This window comes from Hyphomonas sp. NPDC076881, from assembly GCF_050269995.1.
Lineage (GTDB): Bacteria > Pseudomonadota > Alphaproteobacteria > Caulobacterales > Hyphomonadaceae > Hyphomonas.
On record NZ_JBNNJJ010000008.1, the window covers coordinates 66,663 to 84,525 of the forward strand.

The window sequence follows — 17,863 nt, forward strand, 5'->3', positions numbered from 1 at the left end:
AAATCTCCTCTGGCGCTATCAACGCCTGAGCCCGAGATCCGTTCACCCGAAGTTTCAGGCCTGCTGCTCGGCCCACTGGGCGGCGGCGCCGCGCGCGAGGTCGCGGACGCGGGCGATATAGGCCTGGCGCTCAGTCGGGCTGATGGCGCCGCGGGCGTCGATCAGGTTGAAGGTGTGAGAGGCCTTCAGGGCATAGTCATAGGCGGGCAGCGGTTTGCCCGCTTCGCGCAGAGCGACCGACTGGCTTTCGCAATCGGCAAACCAGCGCTTCAGCATCTCGACATCGGAATATTCGAAATTGAACGCGCTCTGCTGGCGCTCGTTTTCCAGGAACACGTCGCCATAGGTCAGCGGGACAGCCGAGTCCGGATCGTTGAAAGGCAGATCGTAGACATTATCGACGCCGAAAACATACATGGCGAGGCGCTCGAGGCCATAGGTCAACTCGCCGGAGACCGGGAACACGTCGAGCCCGCCGACCTGCTGGAAATAGGTGTACTGGCTGACTTCCATCCCGTCGCACCAGACTTCCCAGCCGAGGCCCCAGGCGCCGACGGTCGGGTTTTCCCAGTCGTCTTCCACGAAGCGGATGTCATGCACCGCCGGGTCAATGCCGATGCGGTAGAGACTTTCGAGATAGAGATCCTGAAGGTTTGGCGGGTTCGGCTTCAGGATGACCTGATACTGGTAATAGTGGCCGAGCCGGTTGGGGTTTTCGCCATAACGGCCATCCTTGGGGCGGCGGCTGGGCTGGACATAGGCGGCGCGCCAGTTCTTGGGGCCCAGCGCGCGCAGCACAGTGGCCGGATGCAGCGTGCCGGCGCCGACTTCCATGTCATAGGGCTGAAGGATCGCGCAGCCCTGCGCGCCCCAATAGGCCTGCAGCGTCAGGATCAGGTCCTGGAAGGATTTCGGCTTGGCGTAGGCTTTTGGGGCAGACATGCGGGGCGTTCCGGCGTTTGATACACTCCCGCACCTAGCGCCGCCCGGGACAGTTCGCAACCGGGGGGCCGCCTACCACCAGCCTTTCTTCTTGCCGGAACCATTATGGTCGCGCGTGCCAAAGGCGCCGTAGATAGCGATGAACAGGCCAAGCGCCAGGCTGGCGATGAAGAGAAAGGTGAACATGGGAGCGGTCCCCCGGCGTCAGATTGCCGTCAGGTTCAGTTTGAGGGCTTTTCCGCGGGGTTCAAGGGTAAATCGCCGCTACCAGGCCAAGGGATGGCCTTCGATGATGGCCTGCGCGGCCGCAGTTCGCGCGCTGCCATCCTCCGTATGCGTGATCAGGGGTGGCAGAAGGGTGAGCGGGCCGCGCTTTAGCCCCTTGCGGCCGCGCACCAGCACGCGCCGGGCAGGATCGCCCGTCTTGGAGGCAACCGGCAGCACGGTAATCTCGCCCGCCTGACGGTCCATCTGGGCCAGAATGCGGGCAAGCTCGGCCGCGCGGTGGACAAGGATCACCGGGGCGCGGGGCTTTGCGGCATGGACCATCGCCTTGATCCACCCTTCCAGCGAAAGGGTCTCGATATAGGCAGCCACCTTCCCTTCCCCCGGCTCTGAAATTTTTCCGGGCTCAAAATAAGGCGGGTTGGCGAACACAAGGTCAAAGCGGTTTTCATGGGGCTTAACCCATTCTGACGCTTCGGTATTTTCGATGGTCACGCGGGGGGCAAACCCGTTCAGGCGGGCGCCCTCTCTGGCCATTCTCGTGACATTTCCGGACAATTCGAGACCGGTGAAGGACACGCCCGGCATCCGCCATGCCGCTGGCAGCAGCGCGCCGCCACACCCGCAGCCAAGCTCCAGCGCCTCGCCCTTGTCCAACGCCGGCAGCGCGGCGGCGAGAAGCAGGGAATCAAAGCCCGTGCGAAAGCCCTTCACCGGCTGAACCAGGCGAACCCGGCCCTGATAGACGGTGTCTTCGGTAGTCTCTTCTTCGGGCGCGGTCATAGCCGCCTCAGGGCGACTTCGCTGACGAGATGGTCTGCCCCCTTGCGCAGGATCAGATCGGCGCGCGGGCGGGTGGGCAGGATATTCTCGTGCAGGTTTTTCAGGTTGATGTTCTCCCAGAGGCCGATGGCGGTTTGCAGCGCTTCGGCTTCGGAAAAGGTGGAATACCGGTGGAAGTAGGATTCCGGGCTGCGGAAGGCGGTTTCCCGCAAGCGCATGAAGCGCGCGATATACCATTCCCGCAGCAATTCCTCATCGGCATCAATATAGATCGAGAAGTCGAAGAAATCTGACAGGAACGGCACGATCTTGCCATCACGGGGCAAGTCCCGCGTCTGCAGCACGTTCAGCCCCTCGAAGATGAGGATGTCTGGCCGGTCCACCGTGACATATTCGCCGGGGATCACGTCATAGGTCATGTGGGAATAGACCGGCGCGCGGACATTGCGCTCGCCCGACTTGATGGTGGAGAGGAAGCGCAGGAGCGCGCCGACATCATAGCTTTCCGGGAAACCCTTGCGCTGCATCAGCCCCTGCGCCTGCAGCACAGCATTGGGATAGAGAAAGCCGTCTGTGGTGACGAGATCGACCTTCGGGCTGGCAGGCCAGCGTCCAAGCAGCTCCTTGAGGATACGGGCGGTGGTCGATTTGCCGGCCGAAACCGAGCCGGCCATGCCGATGATGAAGGGCGAGGGCGCAGCATCGGGCGTGCTGAAGAAGGCGCGGCGTTGATGAAAGAGGCGCTGCACTGTCTCGACATGCGCCGAGAGCAGCCGGGAAAGCGCCAGATAGATGCGGCGCACCTCGTCCAGATCGACCGGATCATAAAGGGAAGAGAGACGGCGGACTTCATCCCCGGTGAGCGTCAGCGGCGTATCAGCCCGGAACTGCGCCCATTCGGCCGCCGTGAAGACATGATAGGGCGAATACCTGCCCGCCGGTTCAAGCTGGTGCATAGGCGCGATCCCGTCGGCTCCGAAATGTCCCGGCAAGGCCCGGACGCCTGCCAAAGATATAAGAGGATCGGCCATACGCGCTACACCCCTAGTTAAATTCGGGATTTTCTCTTGAAGACTTTGGCGCGCGGTTCAAGTCCGACGCAAGGGAAGGAACACGGGGCCCCTACTCCCGGCGCAATTCGGCGAGCAGGGCATCGGCGCGCAGCTTGTCGTCGCTCTTAACCATCAGTCTGCGCGGAAATGCGCCGATATTGCCCTCGATGGCCGAGATATGCTGATCGGCGACAAAGCCCTCAATACCCGCCTCTGCCAGCAGATGCTGGGCATAGGACAGCTTAACCGGGTCGTTTGTGCGGAGCACTTCTTCCATTACTGGATGTGGCCGCGCAGGTTCATATCGACCGAGCGGGCATCATAAACGGTGGCCTTCTCGGGCTTCGGATTGGCGCCGGTGACGATCTCCAGAACCGCCGTCGCTTTTCCGCTCGAGCTTCCCCCGCCCAGGGGAATGCCGAAACCCACCCCGACGCCGACGCTGGACGAGCGGCCATAGGAACCGGTGCCGCCGCCGATGCTGAGGGAGGAGCCGCCGCTGCGATCAGCCTCAACGTCTACATATTCGGAGGTTATCTCAAACCAGTCCCTGCCTTCCATGAGCGTGATCTCGGACGCCCGCAGCAGCGCCAGATTGCGCGCCTTGCCGGGATCCTTGTCAGTGTAGGCAATCCTGTGACGGCCCGCCTCGATCTGCTGGGAGGTGTAGCCCATGGCCCCCTCCTTGGCCGCAGGGCCATAGACCGGGGTGGTCGCGCAGGCGGCCAGGGAAAGCGCCCCGAGGGCAATGAATAGAGGTTTCATGGGGGTCATACCAAGCTAAACGCACCTACCTGTCAGGTGGTTGCACGCTATCCTATTGCCGGGCCCGCGCCAATGCGCTCAAAGGCATGCGGCCCGGTGCCACGTCGAGTTGCCCGGGTATTTGCGTAGATTTACCTATGTTAAGACCCCCGCTGCCGGAGTGCCCCGTTTGACCCTCGCGCCAAAACCGAAGAGCAAGGCCCAGCTCTCCTCGATCACGGAGCGCATGCAGGCACTTGTTGCAGATGACCTGATCGCCGTGGAACGCCTGCTGGCAGAGCGGGCGGCAAGCCCGGTGGCCGTCATTCCAGACCTTTCGGGCTATATCGTCTCGGCTGGCGGCAAGCGCCTGCGCCCGATGATCACGCTGATCGCCGCCCATGCCGTGGGCAAGGCGACCCCTGCGACCCATGCGCTGGCAGCCGCTGTGGAATTCATTCACACCGCCACCCTGCTGCATGATGATGTGGTGGACGAGAGCGACTTGCGCCGGGGCAAACCCGCCGCCAAGGCGATCTGGGGCAACAAGGCCTCGATCCTGGTGGGGGATTTCCTGTTTGCGCGGGCGTTCAATCTGCTGGTCGAAGCCAACAGCCTGGAAATCCTGAACCGGCTGGCCACAGCCTCCACCGTCATTTCCGAAGGCGAAGTGCGCCAGCTTGCCGCGATGGCTGCGCGCGACCTGCCGACCGAGGAATACCTCGCTATCGTCGAAGCCAAGACCGGCGCCCTGTTTGAAGCAGCCGCCGAGACGGGCGCGATGTCGGGCGGAGGTGAGAAACACGCCGACGCGCTGGCGACCTATGGCAAGAACCTTGGCCTCGCCTTCCAGATCATTGATGACGCGCTCGATTATGGCGGGACCACTTCGGTGATCGGCAAGTCTGTCGGCGATGATTTCCGCGAAGGCAAAATCACCCTGCCGGTGATCATTGCGCGCCGCCGGGGATCGGACGAGGACCGGGCCTTCTGGGACCGCGCCCTGAACCCAGAAACGCAGGAAGATTCCGACCTCGCCCATGCCGTTCACCTGATCCGCGCCACCGGCGCGGCCGAGGCCACCGTGCAGGAGGCTGAGGCCTATGCAGCGCTTGCCAAGGGCGCGCTGCGCACGCTGCCAACATCGGCCTATCGCGACGCGCTGGAAGACCTCGCTGATTTCTGCGTAAGCCGGGCTTACTGAGCTATTTGCCTTCGGCGGCAAGGCGGCGGCCCAGTGTGACGCGCTGCCATATCCAGAGCCCGCAGCCCAGCAGCAACAGGCCCGCAAACAGGCTGGCCGCAACGCCTGCGCCCTGACGCGCGCCGGTGATCGCGCCAAGCCCCGTGATGAGGCAGAAGCCCCACCAGAGACCGGCAACCCGCAGATGGCCCCAGCCTGCGCGCAGGAACAGCTGATAGGCATGGTCACGGTGGGCCTGCATCAGCGGGCGGCGCAGGCGGGCCCGCCAGATGAGCGTCAGAAACACATCGATCAGGATCGGCAGGACAAGGGTTGCCGGAACCCAGGCGGAATGGATGACAGCGGTGGAAAGCCCTGCCCCGCCCATCAGCGCGCCGATGGCGAGAGAACCGGTATCGCCCGCATAGAGGCGGCCGGCCAGGTTCCAGGCAAGGAAGCCGCACAGCGCCGCAATGGCCGCCACCAGCAGCAGGAAGAGGATGCCGGGAGCCGCCCCAGACGGCGGCGCCACGATAACCGCCAGCGCCGCGAGCAGAATGGCAGAAGACCCCATCGCGATGCCATTCGCCCCGTCCATGAAGTTCACCGCATTGGCCATTACGAACAGCCAGAGCGCGGCGCCCAGGACGCCGATGAAGACGGGCAGCGCGAGCCCGCCATCACCGAATCCCGGCAACCAGAGCTGCGTGACATGCGGCCCATAGATCGCGGCGAAGAGGGATGCGGCAGCGAGCACAAGCAGCTTGCGGCCCGCAGGAAGGTTCAGCCTGTCATCGGCAAAGCCGAGCAGGCCTGCGATCAGCACAAGGATCATCGGCCCGGCCAGAGCGCTTTGCGCCAGGGCCACGACCGGATGATCAAGCCCTCCCGGCAGCAGAAGACCCCCGGCGAGGAGTCCGGCGCCCATGCCGGCCAGAACCCCGAGGCCACCGGCACTGGGCACCGGCCGGGCCTGCGTCTTGCGGCCGCCATCGGGCGCATCCTTCGGGCCGAGACGGATCATCAGTCCACAGACGAGAAAGCTGACCATCAGCGGCAACACGGCCCAGACAAGGGAAAGCGCCATCATGGCGCGGCCCCCAGCCGGCAGGCCGCCGGCCACCAGTGTTTCCTGTTCGCATCATTGCGGAGAACAACCATCGCGCGCTCGGCAAAGGCGATGGCCTCAAAGAGGGCAAAGCAGGTGGCGCCCGATCCGCTCATCCGGGCGAGGAGGACGCCGGGCTGGGCACGCAGGAAGGCGAGCGCGGCGGCAATTTCCGGCACCATCGCGATGGCAGGCGCTTCCAGATCGTTGCGCTGCTCGCGGAGCCAGGCAGCGACGGCTTTGGCATCCTGAAACTCAGGCAGCGGATTGATTTCCGCAAAGCCTGCGCCGCCGCCTGCTTCATCATGGGCGCGGAAGACCGGTCCTGTGGGGCATGGCACGCCGGGATTGACCAGAAGTGCATCAAGCGGCGGCAGAGACGGCACCGGCGTAACGCGCTCCCCTTCCCCGCGCATCAGCGCGGGCTGGCCGGGAAGCGCCACCGGAACATCCCCGCCAAGACCGGGCGCGATGGCGGCGGCATGGGCGGGGTCTATATCCCAAAGATTCGTCAGTAGGCGGAGGGCCGTGGCCGCATCCGACGAGCCGCCCCCGATGCCAGCGGCGGCGGGAAGCCATTTCTGCAGAGTCAGCCGGGCTCCCTGCCGTGTGCCCGAGGCGGCCTGAAGCGCGCGGGCCGCCTTGAGGACGAGATTGTCCTCAAGCGTTCCGGCCGCAGCCGCGCGAGGGCCTGAGACCTCAAGGCTGATCGTGTCTGCGGGTTCGGCTTTCAGATGATCTGCAGCCCGCCCATCGGCAAAGACGACGAGCGAATCGAGATCATGCCGGCCATTGGATTTCAGGGGGCCGGCATGCAGGTAAAGGTTCACCTTGGCAGGCGCCCAGCCGGAAAGGCCTGTTTCCGCGATATTCATGTCCCCGTCCTTCAGGGAGTTTCCGGCACACCGGCCGGAGGCGCAGGCGTGGCGGCGGCCTCGGGCGCGTCTGGCCCGAGCTTCGAGTGCAGCTTGGCGTTGATCCGTTCCCGGTCTTTCTCGGTGGGGTCGAGCGTCAGGGCCCGTTCCCACTGGAACGTTGCTTCAAGCTTGCGGCCCGCGCGCCAGTAGGCGTCGCCCAGATGGTCGTTGAGAATGGGGTCGCCCGGCACGAGTTCGACGGCGCGTTCAAGATAGTCAACGGCCTCCTCATACTGGCCAAGCATGTAATGAGCCCAGCCGAGACTGTCGATGATGTGGCCCGACAGCGGCTCCAAGATCACCGCGCGGCGGATGAGGGCGAAGCCCTCCTCGAGGTTTTCGCCCCGGTCGATCCAGGAATAGCCGAGATAGTTGAGAACGGTGGCGCTTTCCGGGCGCAGTTCCAGCGCGTGTTTCAGATCGGCCTCGGCTTCCGGCCAGTTGCCCTGACGCTCCCGCGCGGCGCCGCGCGCAAAGATCACGCGCCAGTCTTCCTTGGCGCCGTCGCTCTCGATGATCTCGCTGAGTACGGCCTCGCCCTCGGCATAGCGTTCGAGCGAGATGTAGAGATCGGCCAGCTGAAGCTGGAGACTGCGATCAGGCGTTCCGGCCAGCGCTTCAGCCGCCACGCGGAGGGCCTCATCGCTCTTGCCCTGCGCGTTCAGGAGGCTGGCAAGCTGGCCCTGCGCATTGGCGTAATAGGGAGAGGATACCGGCACCTGGCGCAGCACACGGATGGCATCCTCGCGCCGCCCGCCATTCTCCAGCGCCTGCGCCCAGAGGGACCGGGCGACCTGAAGGTCCGGGTCCAGCGCAAGCGCCAGCACAAAATAGACCGAGGAGAGATCATCATTGGTCTGATACATCAGCGCGGCCGCCGGAACGTACAGCGCCAGCGCGGCCCCTTGACGGGTGGTCAGCCGGCGCGGCTTGATCTGCTCTCCCGCCTCGATGCGGCGGGCAAGCTCGGCCAGGGCCGCATTCGTGCCGACCTCGGCCCGGAACGCCTCAATGATTTCGAGTGCGCGGCCGGTGTCTCCGCGCGCGGCGAGAAGTTCGGCATGCGCCTCCACGCCAATGGCGAGGCGGGCCCCGGAAGCCCAGACGCGCTCGAAATTGGCAAGGGCCTGATCCTCGGCGCCGCCCGACATCTCAAGCAGGCCAAGCATGTAGAGGGTGGGGCTGTCAAAGCGCAGGTCGCCGGTCAGCCCCTGCTCCAGATAGCCCGTCGCCAGAGCGAGACCGTCCTTGTCCAGCGCGCGCCAGGCCGACATGCTGTTGGCAATATTCCGGTTGAAGGGCTGAAAGGCCGACTCTTCCAGATAAGGCCGTGCCTTTTCAGGCTTGCCCCGCACGATGGCATCGACGGCGAGCGTAAGCCGGACAAGGCTGGCTTCACTCCCGGCGGCCAGCGCGCGGCTGGAAAGCCCGGCCGCCGCCGGATAATCCCCCGCCAGCAGCGCAGAGAATACGGCGCGCTCGGCAATCGAGGCTTTCTCGGGCATGACATCAATGATGGCAGCATAGCGCCGGGATGCGGTCTCCGGGTCATTCGTCAGCGAGGCAATCCGCGCGATCATGAAATCCCGATAGGCTTGCGCTTCGGCCGGGCGGTCGCCGGTGAAGTCGTAGGATGGCCCGTGCGGACCAGAGGAGGCACAGGCTCCGAGAGCGAAAAGGCTGGCCAGGAGGATCGGCGAAAGGATGCGTTTCATGGGGCAAACACTTGCAGTATCCGATGGGCGCTACAAGTGGCACGCAGCGGTCAGCAACGCGCCATTTGGGCGCTATTGCGAGGCGAGCCGCAGGTCCTGACGGTCAAAATAGGTATCGATGGCGTTCTTGATGGCGCGCACCGATGCTTGGCGGCCCTTGTCTGACTGAAGGCGCTTGGCGTCGTCGGTATTGGTGAGGAAGCCAAGCTCCAGAAGCACGGCGGGCACATCCGGCGCCAGCAGCACATAGAAGCCGGCGCTGCGGTGGGTGTTGCGCAGGACAGGGCCCGCCTGCTCAAGCTCGGGCAGCAGCAACTCGGCAAATTCGGCAGAGCGGGTCTTGGTCTCGCGCTTGACCAGATCGGAGAGGATGCCGGTGAGCCGCTGGGGCGTGCCATCCTCGATCGGGATCACCCAATTGTTACGGCTCGCTTCCCGGTCGATCCGCCCCTCCCCGCGCGCGGAGATGGTGTAGACCGAGGCGCCCGCAACCGAGCTGGAACCCGCCGCATCCGCATGCAGCGAAATGAACAGCTCGGCGCCCCAGTTGCGCGCCTTGGTCACCCGGTCTTCATGGTCAACATAGACATCTGTGTCGCGCGTGAGCTTGACGACATAGCGGCCATCGGCCTCCAGCAGGTCTCGCAGGGCGAGGGCCGCCTTCAGGGTGACATCCTTTTCCCGGCCGCCATTGATCGCCATGGCGCCGGGATCCTTCCCGCCATGGCCCGCATCAATGACCACGACATGTCCCTTGCTGCGCGGAGGCGCTTTCCGGCCGGCTGCTGCGCCGCTCGCGCCCGCAAGAACGGCCGCCTGATTTTCAGCCGCCTTCGCGGCGTCCGTCTCCGCCTTGGCCAGCCGGCGCTGGTCGCGCTTCGCAAGGCTCGAGAAGCGGGCCTCCGACACGGTGTCGAGATCGACAATCACGCGGTAGGATTTTTCGGTGCCTGTCGGCGGCAGGCGCAGAACGCGCGCCACCGACATCGGCCGGTCGAGCGCGAATTCCAGCCGCCCCGGGTTCAGCGACCAGACGGTGACCCCGCCGCCACCCGGGCCTTCCGCCGAATAAGCGTTCGACCTTAGCGGGAAAATGATGCGCCGCACACCGCCAATCTCGCTGGCATAGGCTTCCGCCTCCTCCGGGGCGTCAGTCCAGATCGTGATTCGGGTCGGCGCGCCGTCGCCCACCACGCGCACTTGTGACACGTCCGCAAAGGCGCCAAAAACGGCGCCAAAGCAAAGTGTTAACAAGACTGAAACAATACGTGTCAGCATCAGCTCGGCAGGGTGGAAGGGGCGGTCGCTGCCCAATTTCGGGTCACTGCCATGGATACCCACAGGAAGATTAACCCAGCCTTGACCGCAGATTAGCGGTTACAGCACCCCCAGCGGGAATTTGGCTCTTTCAATTGCAGGGAAAATTGGGCACTATTCTCATGTGGCCGCCGTAAAGGGTCGGCCCAACGGTTTCCCAACAGCGCACCCCGGCCCGGCTTCCCCGGAAAGGCAAGCGGGCGGCGCGCTCCGGAAAGCAGGAAAAATGCGCACTGGTGCCGCGAACACTGCAGGTTTGATCGACTCGCCGAGGCGAGACGGCTCCCTGCGCCCGCAAGGCGCCTCCCTCACCACTTATTCCGGCCTGCCAGCCAACCAGAGGCGCCCTGCGCCCTGGCGAGCGGCGCCGGACCGAAAGGTTCTGTTTAATGAGCAGACTGATGCTGATCGACGCCGCCCACCCCGAAGAAACACGGGTGGCTATCGTCAACAATGGCCAGGTTGACGATTTCGACTTCGAGGCAACCGGCAACGAACAACTCCGCGGAAACATCTATCTCGCCAAAGTGACCCGGGTGGAGCCCTCGCTCCAGGCGGCCTTTGTCGAATATGGCGGCAACCGCCACGGCTTCCTCGCCTTCAGCGAGATCCACCCCGATTATTACCAGCTGCCCGCCGCTGACCGCGAACTGCTTCTGAAGGAAGCTGCCGAGGAGGCCGCCGCCGCCATCGAGGATGATGATGACGGCCCCTACGTGCCCCACGGCATGAGCGCCGAGCTGGAAAACGGCGGCAATGGCGAAGCCATCAGCGCCGATGACAGCGATGACGAAGACGGCGACGATGAGGACGCCGAGGTGGACGCTTCTGCCGACACAGAAGGCGATGGCGACGATGACGGCGAAGAGGCCCGCCCGCGCGCCGCGAAGCCCGAACGCCGGGGTGGCCAGAAAAAAACCCAGCGCACGCCAATCTCCAAGCGCTACAAGATCCAGGAAGTGATCCGCCGCCGCCAGGTGATGCTGGTGCAGGTGGTGAAAGAGGAGCGCGGCAACAAAGGCGCGGCCCTGACGACCTATCTGTCACTGGCCGGGCGCTATTCCGTGCTGATGCCCAACACCCCGCGGGGCGGCGGCATTTCCCGCAAGATCGTCAATTCGGCTGACCGCAAGCGCCTGAAATCCATCGTGTCAGAGCTGGATGTGCCCGAAGGCCAGGGCCTGATCGTGCGCACGGCCGGCGCCAAGCGCACCAAGGCCGAGATCAAGCGCGACTATGACTATCTCTCGAAACTGTGGGAACAGATCGTCGAGAAGACCCTCTCCTCCGAAGCCCCGGCGCTGATCAATGCCGAGGGCGGGCTGGTTCACCGCGCGATGCGGGACATGTTCGACAAGGAGATCGAGGAAGTCTGGGTTCAGGGCGATGAAGCCTATCGCGAGGCCAAAGACCTCGCCAAGATCATCATGCCGAGCCAGGCCAAGAAGGTTCAGCAATGGCGGGAGGAAGACCCCCTCTATGTCGCCGAGGCGGTCGAGAACCAGCTCGATTCCATCTATTCCCCGGTCGTGCAGCTGAAATCGGGCGGCTATCTGGTGATCAACCAGACCGAAGCCCTCGTCGCCATCGACGTGAACTCCGGCAAATCCACCCGCGAGCGCAATATCGAACAGACCGCCGTGCGCACCAATCTGGAGGCCGCCGAAGAGGCCTGCCGCCAGATGCGCCTGCGCGACCTGGCCGGCCTGATCGTGATCGACTTCATCGATATGGAGGAGAACAAGAACAATCGCGCCGTCGAAAAACGCCTGAAGGAATGCCTGAAGGTGGACCGGGCGCGGGTCCAGCATGGCCGCATCTCGCAGTTCGGCCTGATGGAAATCTCCCGCCAGCGCCGCCGCCAGGGCGTGCTGCAGGCAACGTCCGACCCCTGCCCGGCCTGTAATGGCACCGGGCGCCGCCGCTCCATCCCGTCGGCTGCGCTGCAGCTGATCCGGGCGATTGAGGCGCGCGCAGCCACCGGCGGGCTGAAAGGCATCGGCGTGAAGGCGCCGACGGATGTGGCGCTCTACATCCTCAACAACAAGCGCGAGGCGCTGATCGAGATCGAACGGGTCGCGGGCTTTGCCATCTCGATCCATTCCTCCGAGGACATGCTGCCCGGCGATTTCGAGATCAATGCCGAGCGGGATCCAGGCGCCAAGCCGAAGAAACGCCCGACGCCGCGCTCGCTGATGAAGCCGACGCCGCCCTCTGTCCGTGATGAGGATGACGAGGACATCGAGGACGAAGACCTGATCGAGGCCGATGATGAAGCCGGCGATGAGGACGAGGCGGGCGAAACGCGCAGCTCTGACGCTTCCGAGGAGAAGCAGGGTGGCGGCCGGCGCCGCCGCCGCCGCCGCCGGGGTGGCCGCAGCCGCGGGGAAACCCGCGAAACCGGTCTGGAAGTGGTGGATGCCGAACGCCCTGCCGATGCAGAAGCCGGCGCCGACACAGGCGAAGAAGATGAGGACGACGAAGACGGTGACGGTGACGAAGCCGTTGGCACCGCCGAGGCAGGCTCTGACGATAGCGATGCTGCGCGCAAGCGCCGCCGCCGGGGCCGCCGGGGTGGCCGCCGCCGCCGCAGAGGGGGCGAAGGCCGTGGCGAGGGCGGCGAGATTGCCGCCATTGCCGATGGCGGGGCTTTCCTCGATGGCCTGTCGGTCAGCGCCGATGTGATGCTGTCGGAAGAAGAACCCGCGATTGGCCTACCCGCGCCCGCCGAAGTGCCGGCCGAAGCGCCGCAGGTCGAAGCTGGGACGGCCGAAGAGCCGGTTGCGGCTGAGGCAGAGACGGCTGAAGCTGACGCAGAGGACGCGCCGGCGCCCGCCGCTGACGAGCCGCGCACGGGCCGGTCCCGCTCGCGCCGTGGCCGGGGCAGCAAGCCTGCGCCGGAGGAGACGCCCGTTGCAGAGGCCGCCCCTGCTGTAGAAGCCGCGTCCGAGACGCCGGAGCCTGTTGCAGAAGCAGAACCCGCCCAGGTCGAGACCGCTCCCGTGGAAGCGCCCGCACCGCAAGCAACCCCAGAGCCCGAGCCTGCCATGGCGCAAGCCGACGCGGCGCCTGCAAGCGTGATTGAGCCGGAACCTGCACCGGCACCGGCTGCCCCTGCGCCTGCCGAACCCACCGGCCCGAAGCGCACCGGCTGGTGGAACCGCGGGAAGAAGTAAGCCCGGAACCCGGATAACGGACGAAATAAAAAGGCCGGAGCAACTGCTCCGGCCTTTTGACTGTCTGGGCCTGAACGATTGCCTTATGCTTCCGGGCCTGCGCAGGAGTTCTTCTTGTAGAGGCCCATCAGATGAGCCCTACGCTTCTCGACAAGCTTTTCAGCTTCGGACGCGTTCATATAGTTACCAACCGCTGCCGGCCAGAAGAACACCACGGCAGCGACATTCGCAGTGTTCACGCCCTTGTCGCCCGAAGCGTCTTCCATAACCTGATCCAGCTTTGCGAACTCGCCTTCGATCTCGGCACAAGACATCTTAAGGTCGGTCGGCTTTTCAACGGCAACTTTCTCCGTTGTCGTACATGCAGACAAACCGCCAAAGGCAGCGGCACAAAGTGCCGCTTTTGCAATAAATTTCAATGTAACCCCCAAGGTTGAATAATTGCTCGAACAGAGCAATCGCACCTCAACAGTCTCGACCAAAACAATCAACCAAAAAGTGATTTCCACTGTAAATATTCCACAGAATCAAAAGAGGGCGCTTTTCAGCGCCCTCTCGATGGTAGATTTAAAATTGAACCGCTGCCCAACTGAGGCAGCGTCCTTGTACCGAGGCTAGGCAGCCGCCTTTTTCTCTCCAGCGGGCGGGAAACGGTCATAGAAGGATTGCCCCTTCTCCGCCATTTCGCGCAGGAGTTTACCGGGACGGAAGCGTTCGCCATATTTGTCGGCAAGGCGGTCTGCCTCGGCGACGAAAGCGGGCACGCCCCAGATCAGGTCCATATAGCTGACGCAGCCGCCCGTATACGGAGCAAAACCCCAGGCGAGGATCGAGCCAATGTCCCCATCGCGCGCGTCCTGGATCACGCCTTCCTCAAAGCAGCGGGCCACTTCGATGGCCTGACGGATCAGGAGACGATTGGTCAGCTCTTTCTTCAGCGCAGGCGGGCATTCATCGATCTTGACTTCGACCTGCTCGTTGAGATCCGGCCAGATGCGGTCGGGCTTGCCCTGCTCGTTATAGTCGTAGAAACCCTTGCCGGCCTTGCGGCCCACGCGGCCCTTGTCTTCGACAATCCAGGCCATCATGCGGCCCAGCGGGGCTTCGTTATAATCAAAGCCCACAGCCTTGGCCGTTGCGCGGCCAACCTTGAGAGCCGTGTCGAGACCAACGGAGTCTGAGACTTCCAGCGGCCCCATCGGCATGCCGGACTGGCGCCCGACATTCTCGATGATTGCCGGCTTGATGCCTTCCGACAGCATCTCCAGGCCTTCCTGGGTATAGGTGCCAAAGCAGCGCGAAGTGTAGAAGCCGCGGCTGTCGTTCACGACAATCGGCGTCTTCCGGATCTTCAGCACATAGTCGATCGTCTTGGCGAGAGTTTCCTGGCTGGTTTCCTTGCCCATGATGATCTCGACCAGGCCCATCCGCTCGACCGGCGAGAAGAAGTGGATGCCGATGAACTTGTCCTTGCGCTTCAGCGGCGTGGAAAGCTGGGTGATCGGCAGGGTCGATGTGTTGGAGCCGACGATGGCGTTCTCGCCCAAGGCGGCTTCGGCATCGGAGAGCACCTTGTGCTTCAGGTCGATGTCTTCATAGACGGCTTCGACGATCAGGTCGCAGTCTTCCAGAAGCTTATAGTCCGTAGTCGGCGTGATCAGGGAGAGAAGCGCGTCGCCCTTCTCTTTCGTGCTCTTGCCGCGCGAGATGTCCTTCTCAACGAGGCGCACGGAGTATTGCTTGCCCTTGTCGGCGGCTTCCTGCTTCACATCGACCAGCACCGTGCGGATGCCTGCGCGGGCCTGTTCGTAAGCGATGCCGGCGCCCATCAGGCCAGCGCCAATGATGCCCACCTTCTTGATTTCTGCCTTTTCGAAGCCTGCCGGGCGGTTTGCGCCTTTCGACAGAGCCTGGGTGGAGAGGAACAGCGAGCGGATCATCGCCTTGGCTTCCGGTCGCTGCTGGGTGTTGATGAAGTAGCGCGTCTCGATGCGCAGGCCAGCATCAATCGGCACCTGGATGCCTTCATAGATGCAGGAGAGGATGTTTTTCTGGGCCGGATAGTTTCCATAGGTTTTCGCTGCCAGCATCATGTTGGCCATCGTGGCCACCTGCCCCGCGCCCGGCGATTTATGCGGCACGCCGCCGGGAACCTTGAAGCCTTTTTCGTCCCAAGGCGCTTTCGCCTTCGGGTTTGCCTTCACCCAGGCCTTGGCGCGGGCAACAGTCTCCGCCCCCGGAGCAAGCTCCTGCACGACGCCCATGGCATGGGCCTTCTCGGCATTGAAGCTTTCGCCCTGAAGGATCAGCGGAAGCGCGGCCTGAACGCCCACAAGGCGCGGCAGACGCTGCGTGCCGCCAGCGCCCGGCAGAAGGCCGATCTTGGCTTCCGGCAGGCCGAACTGGATGCGCGGATTATCGCTGGCCGCAACGCGGTAATGGCAGGCGAGCGCCACTTCGAGGCCGCCGCCAAGGGCGAGGCCATTGAGGGCCACGGCTACCGGCTTGCCGCAGGTTTCCAGCTTGCGCAGCGTGCCGTTGAGGGCAAAGCCTTGCTCGAACTGTTCTTTCTTCAGTTCGTCAGCGGACTTTTTTTCACCGCCGCCACTGCCGGCGCGGTCGCCCATCTCGCCAAGGTCTGCCCCGGCGCAGAAGCCGGTTTCCTTGCCGGAAGAAATCACCAGGCCCTTGATGTCCGCGTTGGAGGCAACCTCATTGGCAATGGCGATGATGTCCGCCACGGCCTTGCCGGTCAGCGTGTTCATGCTGCGGCCGGGCACGTCGAAGATGGCGTGGGCGATGCCATCGGCATCGATGTCGAATTTGAATGTTTCGAGTTTCATATCTTACTCCTGTTCGCTTTGCGCACTCCTCCCCCGTTTACGGGGGAGGTGGCCGGCGGAGCCGGTCGGAGGGGGGAGCCGCAAGGCAATTGCTTCGAGGACTTCATCAGTCCGGTTGAGTAGGTCGTCATTGGAGAAGCGCAGAACACGCCAGCCAAGCTCCATGAGCCTGCGGGTGCGGCTGGCATCGCGTTCGACAGCGTCGGCCGAACCGTGCGCGGAGCCATCGAGTTCGATGACAAGCCGGGCAGGAATGCAGGCGAAGTCGGCGATGAAGTCGTCAATCGGATGCTGCCTTCTGAACTTCTGTCCACAGAGTTTCTGTCCTTTAAGCCGGGCCCAGAGAATGGTCTCGGCTGGGGTGAGGGTCCGGCGGAGAGGTCTTGCATAGGGGCTGGATCGCCATTCCTGTTCGCGCATGCTGCTCCCCCCTCCGTCCCCCCGGCTTGCGCCGGGGTGCCACCTCCCCCGTAAACGGGGGAGGAGTGCGTGACCGTTACACCCTTTCGATGATCGTGGCGGTGCCCATGCCCGCGCCGACACACAGCGTGATGAGGCCGGTTTCCTTGTCGGAGCGCTCAAGCTCGTCCAGCACGGTGCCGAGGATCATGCCGCCGGTGGCGCCCAGCGGGTGGCCCATGGCGATGGCGCCGCCATTGACGTTCATTTTCTCGTGCGGGATGTCGAGCAGCTTCATCATCAGCATAACGACGGATGCGAAAGCTTCGTTGAGCTCATAGATGTCGATATCGCCGACATTCATGCCGGCTTTCTTCAGCACCTTCTGAGTCACATAGGTCGGGCCGGTCAGCATGATGCCCGGCTCCGAACCGATCGACGCCATCGCGCGAACCCTTGCCCGCGGCTTCAGGCCCATCGCCTCGCCCATTTCCTTCGAGCCGAAGAGAACGGCAGACGCGCCGTCCACGATGCCCGAGGAGTTACCGGCATGGTGAACGTGGTTGATCTTCTCCATCTCCGGATAGCGCTGCTTGATCACCTCATCAAAACCCATCGCGCCCATGCCCGCGAAGGAAGGGTCCAGCGCGGCGAGGCTCTGCATGGTGGTGTCGGGGCGCATATGCTCGTCATGGGCAAGGCGGATGCCACCCATCTGGTCGCGCACCGGAACAATGGACTTGCCAAAGCGGCCTTCCTTCCAGGCCTGCGCAGCGCGGCGCTGGCTTTCCAGCGCGAAGGCATCCACATCATCGCGGCTGAAGCCATACTTCGTGGCGATGGTGTCTGCGCCGATGCCTTGGGGCGTGAAGTAGGATTTCAGCGCAACCTGCGGATCGGTGGACCAGGCGCCGCCAGCCGCGCCCATGGGCACGCGGCTCATCGATTCAACGCCGCCGCCGATGGCCATGTCGGCCTCGCCGGTCATCACTTTCGAGGCGGCCATGTTGCAGGCCTCAAGGCCGGAGGCGCAAAACCGGTCAACCTGCACGCCCGCCGTCGTTTCGGCATACTCGGCGTTCAGCACCGCGATGCGGGCGATATCGGCGCCCTGCTCGCCCACGGGCGAGACGCAGCCGAACACAACGTCATCGACCTTGGACGTGTCGAGGTTGTTCCGGTCACGGATGGCCTGCAGCACCTGCGTGCCAAGGCTGAGCGCGGTGATCTCGTGCAGCGCGCCGGAGGATTTGCCTTTGCCGCGGGGCGTGCGCACGGCGTCGTAGATATAGGCTTCGGGCATGGGGTGGCTCCTTTTGGAACTGTGAAATTATCGAATAGCTGGAAGGCAGGAAATTTCCCCCTCCGTCAGCCGGCGATGCCGGCTGCCACCTCCCCCGCTTCGCGGTGGAGGAAAAGTGTTGCGGCTGGGTGATCCCTCTTTCCTCCACCGCGAAGC

Annotated in this window: 15 protein-coding genes; 2 read left to right on the top strand and 13 right to left on the bottom strand. The window is 64.0% G+C overall.

Going from position 1 to position 17,863, the window contains the following annotated elements; all coding sequences use genetic code 11:
* Positions 1 to 54: 54 nt before the first annotated feature.
* From ACQKI2_RS10225 to ACQKI2_RS10245, 5 genes are all read right to left on the bottom strand, one after another.
* Positions 55 to 942: a glycine--tRNA ligase subunit alpha gene (locus ACQKI2_RS10225; protein ID WP_427379599.1), complete on the bottom strand. Its 888-nt coding sequence runs from the start codon at positions 940 to 942 to the stop codon at positions 55 to 57.
* 264 nt (positions 943 to 1,206) lie between these two features.
* Positions 1,207 to 1,950, bottom strand: a complete 744-nt coding sequence (locus ACQKI2_RS10230) for a tRNA1(Val) (adenine(37)-N6)-methyltransferase (protein ID WP_427379600.1) — start codon at positions 1,948 to 1,950, stop codon at positions 1,207 to 1,209.
* Positions 1,947 to 2,906, bottom strand: coding sequence for a type I pantothenate kinase (coaA, locus tag ACQKI2_RS10235; protein WP_427379601.1), 960 nt, complete (start codon positions 2,904 to 2,906; stop codon positions 1,947 to 1,949). The genes ACQKI2_RS10230 and coaA overlap by 4 nt, the downstream gene beginning before the upstream one ends.
* 166 nt (positions 2,907 to 3,072) lie before the next feature.
* Positions 3,073 to 3,279: a DUF2007 domain-containing protein gene (locus tag ACQKI2_RS10240; protein ID WP_427379602.1), complete on the bottom strand. Its 207-nt coding sequence runs from the start codon at positions 3,277 to 3,279 to the stop codon at positions 3,073 to 3,075.
* Complete coding sequence (locus ACQKI2_RS10245; protein WP_427379603.1) at positions 3,279 to 3,767, bottom strand: CC0125/CC1285 family lipoprotein; 489 nt, start codon at positions 3,765 to 3,767, stop codon at positions 3,279 to 3,281. Before ACQKI2_RS10245 ends, ACQKI2_RS10240 begins: the two co-directional genes overlap by 1 nt.
* Positions 3,768 to 3,936: 169 nt before the next feature.
* Here ACQKI2_RS10245 and ACQKI2_RS10250 point away from each other — a divergent pair, with 169 nt between their 5' ends.
* Complete coding sequence (locus tag ACQKI2_RS10250) at positions 3,937 to 4,950, top strand: polyprenyl synthetase family protein (protein WP_427379604.1); 1,014 nt, start codon at positions 3,937 to 3,939, stop codon at positions 4,948 to 4,950.
* 1 nt (position 4,951) lies between these two features.
* Here ACQKI2_RS10250 and ACQKI2_RS10255 read toward each other — a convergent pair whose 3' ends face one another.
* The 4 genes from ACQKI2_RS10255 to ACQKI2_RS10270 all read right to left on the bottom strand — a co-directional run bounded on the left by ACQKI2_RS10255 (position 4,952) and on the right by ACQKI2_RS10270 (position 9,983).
* On the bottom strand, positions 4,952 to 6,052 hold the full coding sequence (locus tag ACQKI2_RS10255; RefSeq protein WP_427379605.1) for a glycosyltransferase family 4 protein: 1,101 nt from the start codon (positions 6,050 to 6,052) through the stop codon (positions 4,952 to 4,954).
* Positions 6,016 to 6,912 (bottom strand): 4-(cytidine 5'-diphospho)-2-C-methyl-D-erythritol kinase, encoded by an 897-nt coding sequence (locus ACQKI2_RS10260; protein ID WP_427379606.1) that lies wholly within the window; start codon positions 6,910 to 6,912, stop codon positions 6,016 to 6,018. The genes ACQKI2_RS10255 and ACQKI2_RS10260 overlap by 37 nt, the downstream gene beginning before the upstream one ends.
* Before the next feature lie 11 nt (positions 6,913 to 6,923).
* Positions 6,924 to 8,669, bottom strand: coding sequence for a tetratricopeptide repeat protein (locus ACQKI2_RS10265; RefSeq protein ID WP_427379607.1), 1,746 nt, complete (start codon positions 8,667 to 8,669; stop codon positions 6,924 to 6,926).
* Positions 8,670 to 8,741: 72 nt separating this feature from the next.
* Entirely contained in the window at positions 8,742 to 9,983 is a 1,242-nt protein-coding gene (locus ACQKI2_RS10270) for an N-acetylmuramoyl-L-alanine amidase family protein (RefSeq protein ID WP_427379608.1), read from the bottom strand.
* 392 nt (positions 9,984 to 10,375) lie between these two features.
* Between ACQKI2_RS10270 and ACQKI2_RS10275 the strand changes: the two genes are divergently transcribed.
* A complete protein-coding gene (locus tag ACQKI2_RS10275; RefSeq protein ID WP_427379609.1) occupies positions 10,376 to 13,162 on the top strand; it encodes an Rne/Rng family ribonuclease in 2,787 nt (928 codons plus the stop codon).
* Positions 13,163 to 13,245: 83 nt separating this feature from the next.
* On the opposite strand, the gene ACQKI2_RS10280 is transcribed toward ACQKI2_RS10275, so the two are convergent.
* The 4 genes from ACQKI2_RS10280 to ACQKI2_RS10295 all read right to left on the bottom strand — a co-directional run bounded on the left by ACQKI2_RS10280 (position 13,246) and on the right by ACQKI2_RS10295 (position 17,707).
* A complete protein-coding gene (locus ACQKI2_RS10280) occupies positions 13,246 to 13,671 on the bottom strand; it encodes a hypothetical protein (protein WP_427379610.1) in 426 nt (141 codons plus the stop codon).
* A 105-nt stretch (positions 13,672 to 13,776) separates the two neighbouring features.
* Positions 13,777 to 16,005, bottom strand: coding sequence for a 3-hydroxyacyl-CoA dehydrogenase NAD-binding domain-containing protein (locus ACQKI2_RS10285; protein ID WP_427379611.1), 2,229 nt, complete (start codon positions 16,003 to 16,005; stop codon positions 13,777 to 13,779).
* Between the two features lie 3 nt (positions 16,006 to 16,008).
* On the bottom strand, positions 16,009 to 16,425 hold the full coding sequence (locus ACQKI2_RS10290) for an endonuclease domain-containing protein (RefSeq protein WP_427379612.1): 417 nt from the start codon (positions 16,423 to 16,425) through the stop codon (positions 16,009 to 16,011).
* A gap of 76 nt (positions 16,426 to 16,501) precedes the next feature.
* Positions 16,502 to 17,707, bottom strand: a complete 1,206-nt coding sequence (locus tag ACQKI2_RS10295; RefSeq protein ID WP_427379613.1) for an acetyl-CoA C-acetyltransferase — start codon at positions 17,705 to 17,707, stop codon at positions 16,502 to 16,504.
* Positions 17,708 to 17,863: the final 156 nt, after the last annotated feature.

Bases quoted from the DNA above. Each gene is read 5' to 3' on its own strand.
- ACQKI2_RS10225 (WP_427379599.1), bottom strand. From the start codon at position 942: ATGTCTGCCCCAAAAGCCTACGCCAAGCCGAAATCCTTCCAGGACCTG.
- ACQKI2_RS10230 (WP_427379600.1), bottom strand. From the start codon at position 1,950: ATGACCGCGCCCGAAGAAGAGACTACCGAAGACACCGTCTATCAGGGC.
- coaA (WP_427379601.1), bottom strand. From the start codon at position 2,906: ATGCACCAGCTTGAACCGGCGGGCAGGTATTCGCCCTATCATGTCTTC.
- ACQKI2_RS10240 (WP_427379602.1), bottom strand. From the start codon at position 3,279: ATGGAAGAAGTGCTCCGCACAAACGACCCGGTTAAGCTGTCCTATGCC.
- ACQKI2_RS10245 (WP_427379603.1), bottom strand. From the start codon at position 3,767: ATGAAACCTCTATTCATTGCCCTCGGGGCGCTTTCCCTGGCCGCCTGC.
- ACQKI2_RS10260 (WP_427379606.1), bottom strand. From the start codon at position 6,912: ATGAATATCGCGGAAACAGGCCTTTCCGGCTGGGCGCCTGCCAAGGTG.
- ACQKI2_RS10265 (WP_427379607.1), bottom strand. From the start codon at position 8,669: ATGAAACGCATCCTTTCGCCGATCCTCCTGGCCAGCCTTTTCGCTCTC.
- ACQKI2_RS10275 (WP_427379609.1), top strand. From the start codon at position 10,376: ATGAGCAGACTGATGCTGATCGACGCCGCCCACCCCGAAGAAACACGG.
- ACQKI2_RS10285 (WP_427379611.1), bottom strand. From the start codon at position 16,005: ATGAAACTCGAAACATTCAAATTCGACATCGATGCCGATGGCATCGCC.
- ACQKI2_RS10290 (WP_427379612.1), bottom strand. From the start codon at position 16,425: ATGCGCGAACAGGAATGGCGATCCAGCCCCTATGCAAGACCTCTCCGC.
- ACQKI2_RS10295 (WP_427379613.1), bottom strand. From the start codon at position 17,707: ATGCCCGAAGCCTATATCTACGACGCCGTGCGCACGCCCCGCGGCAAA.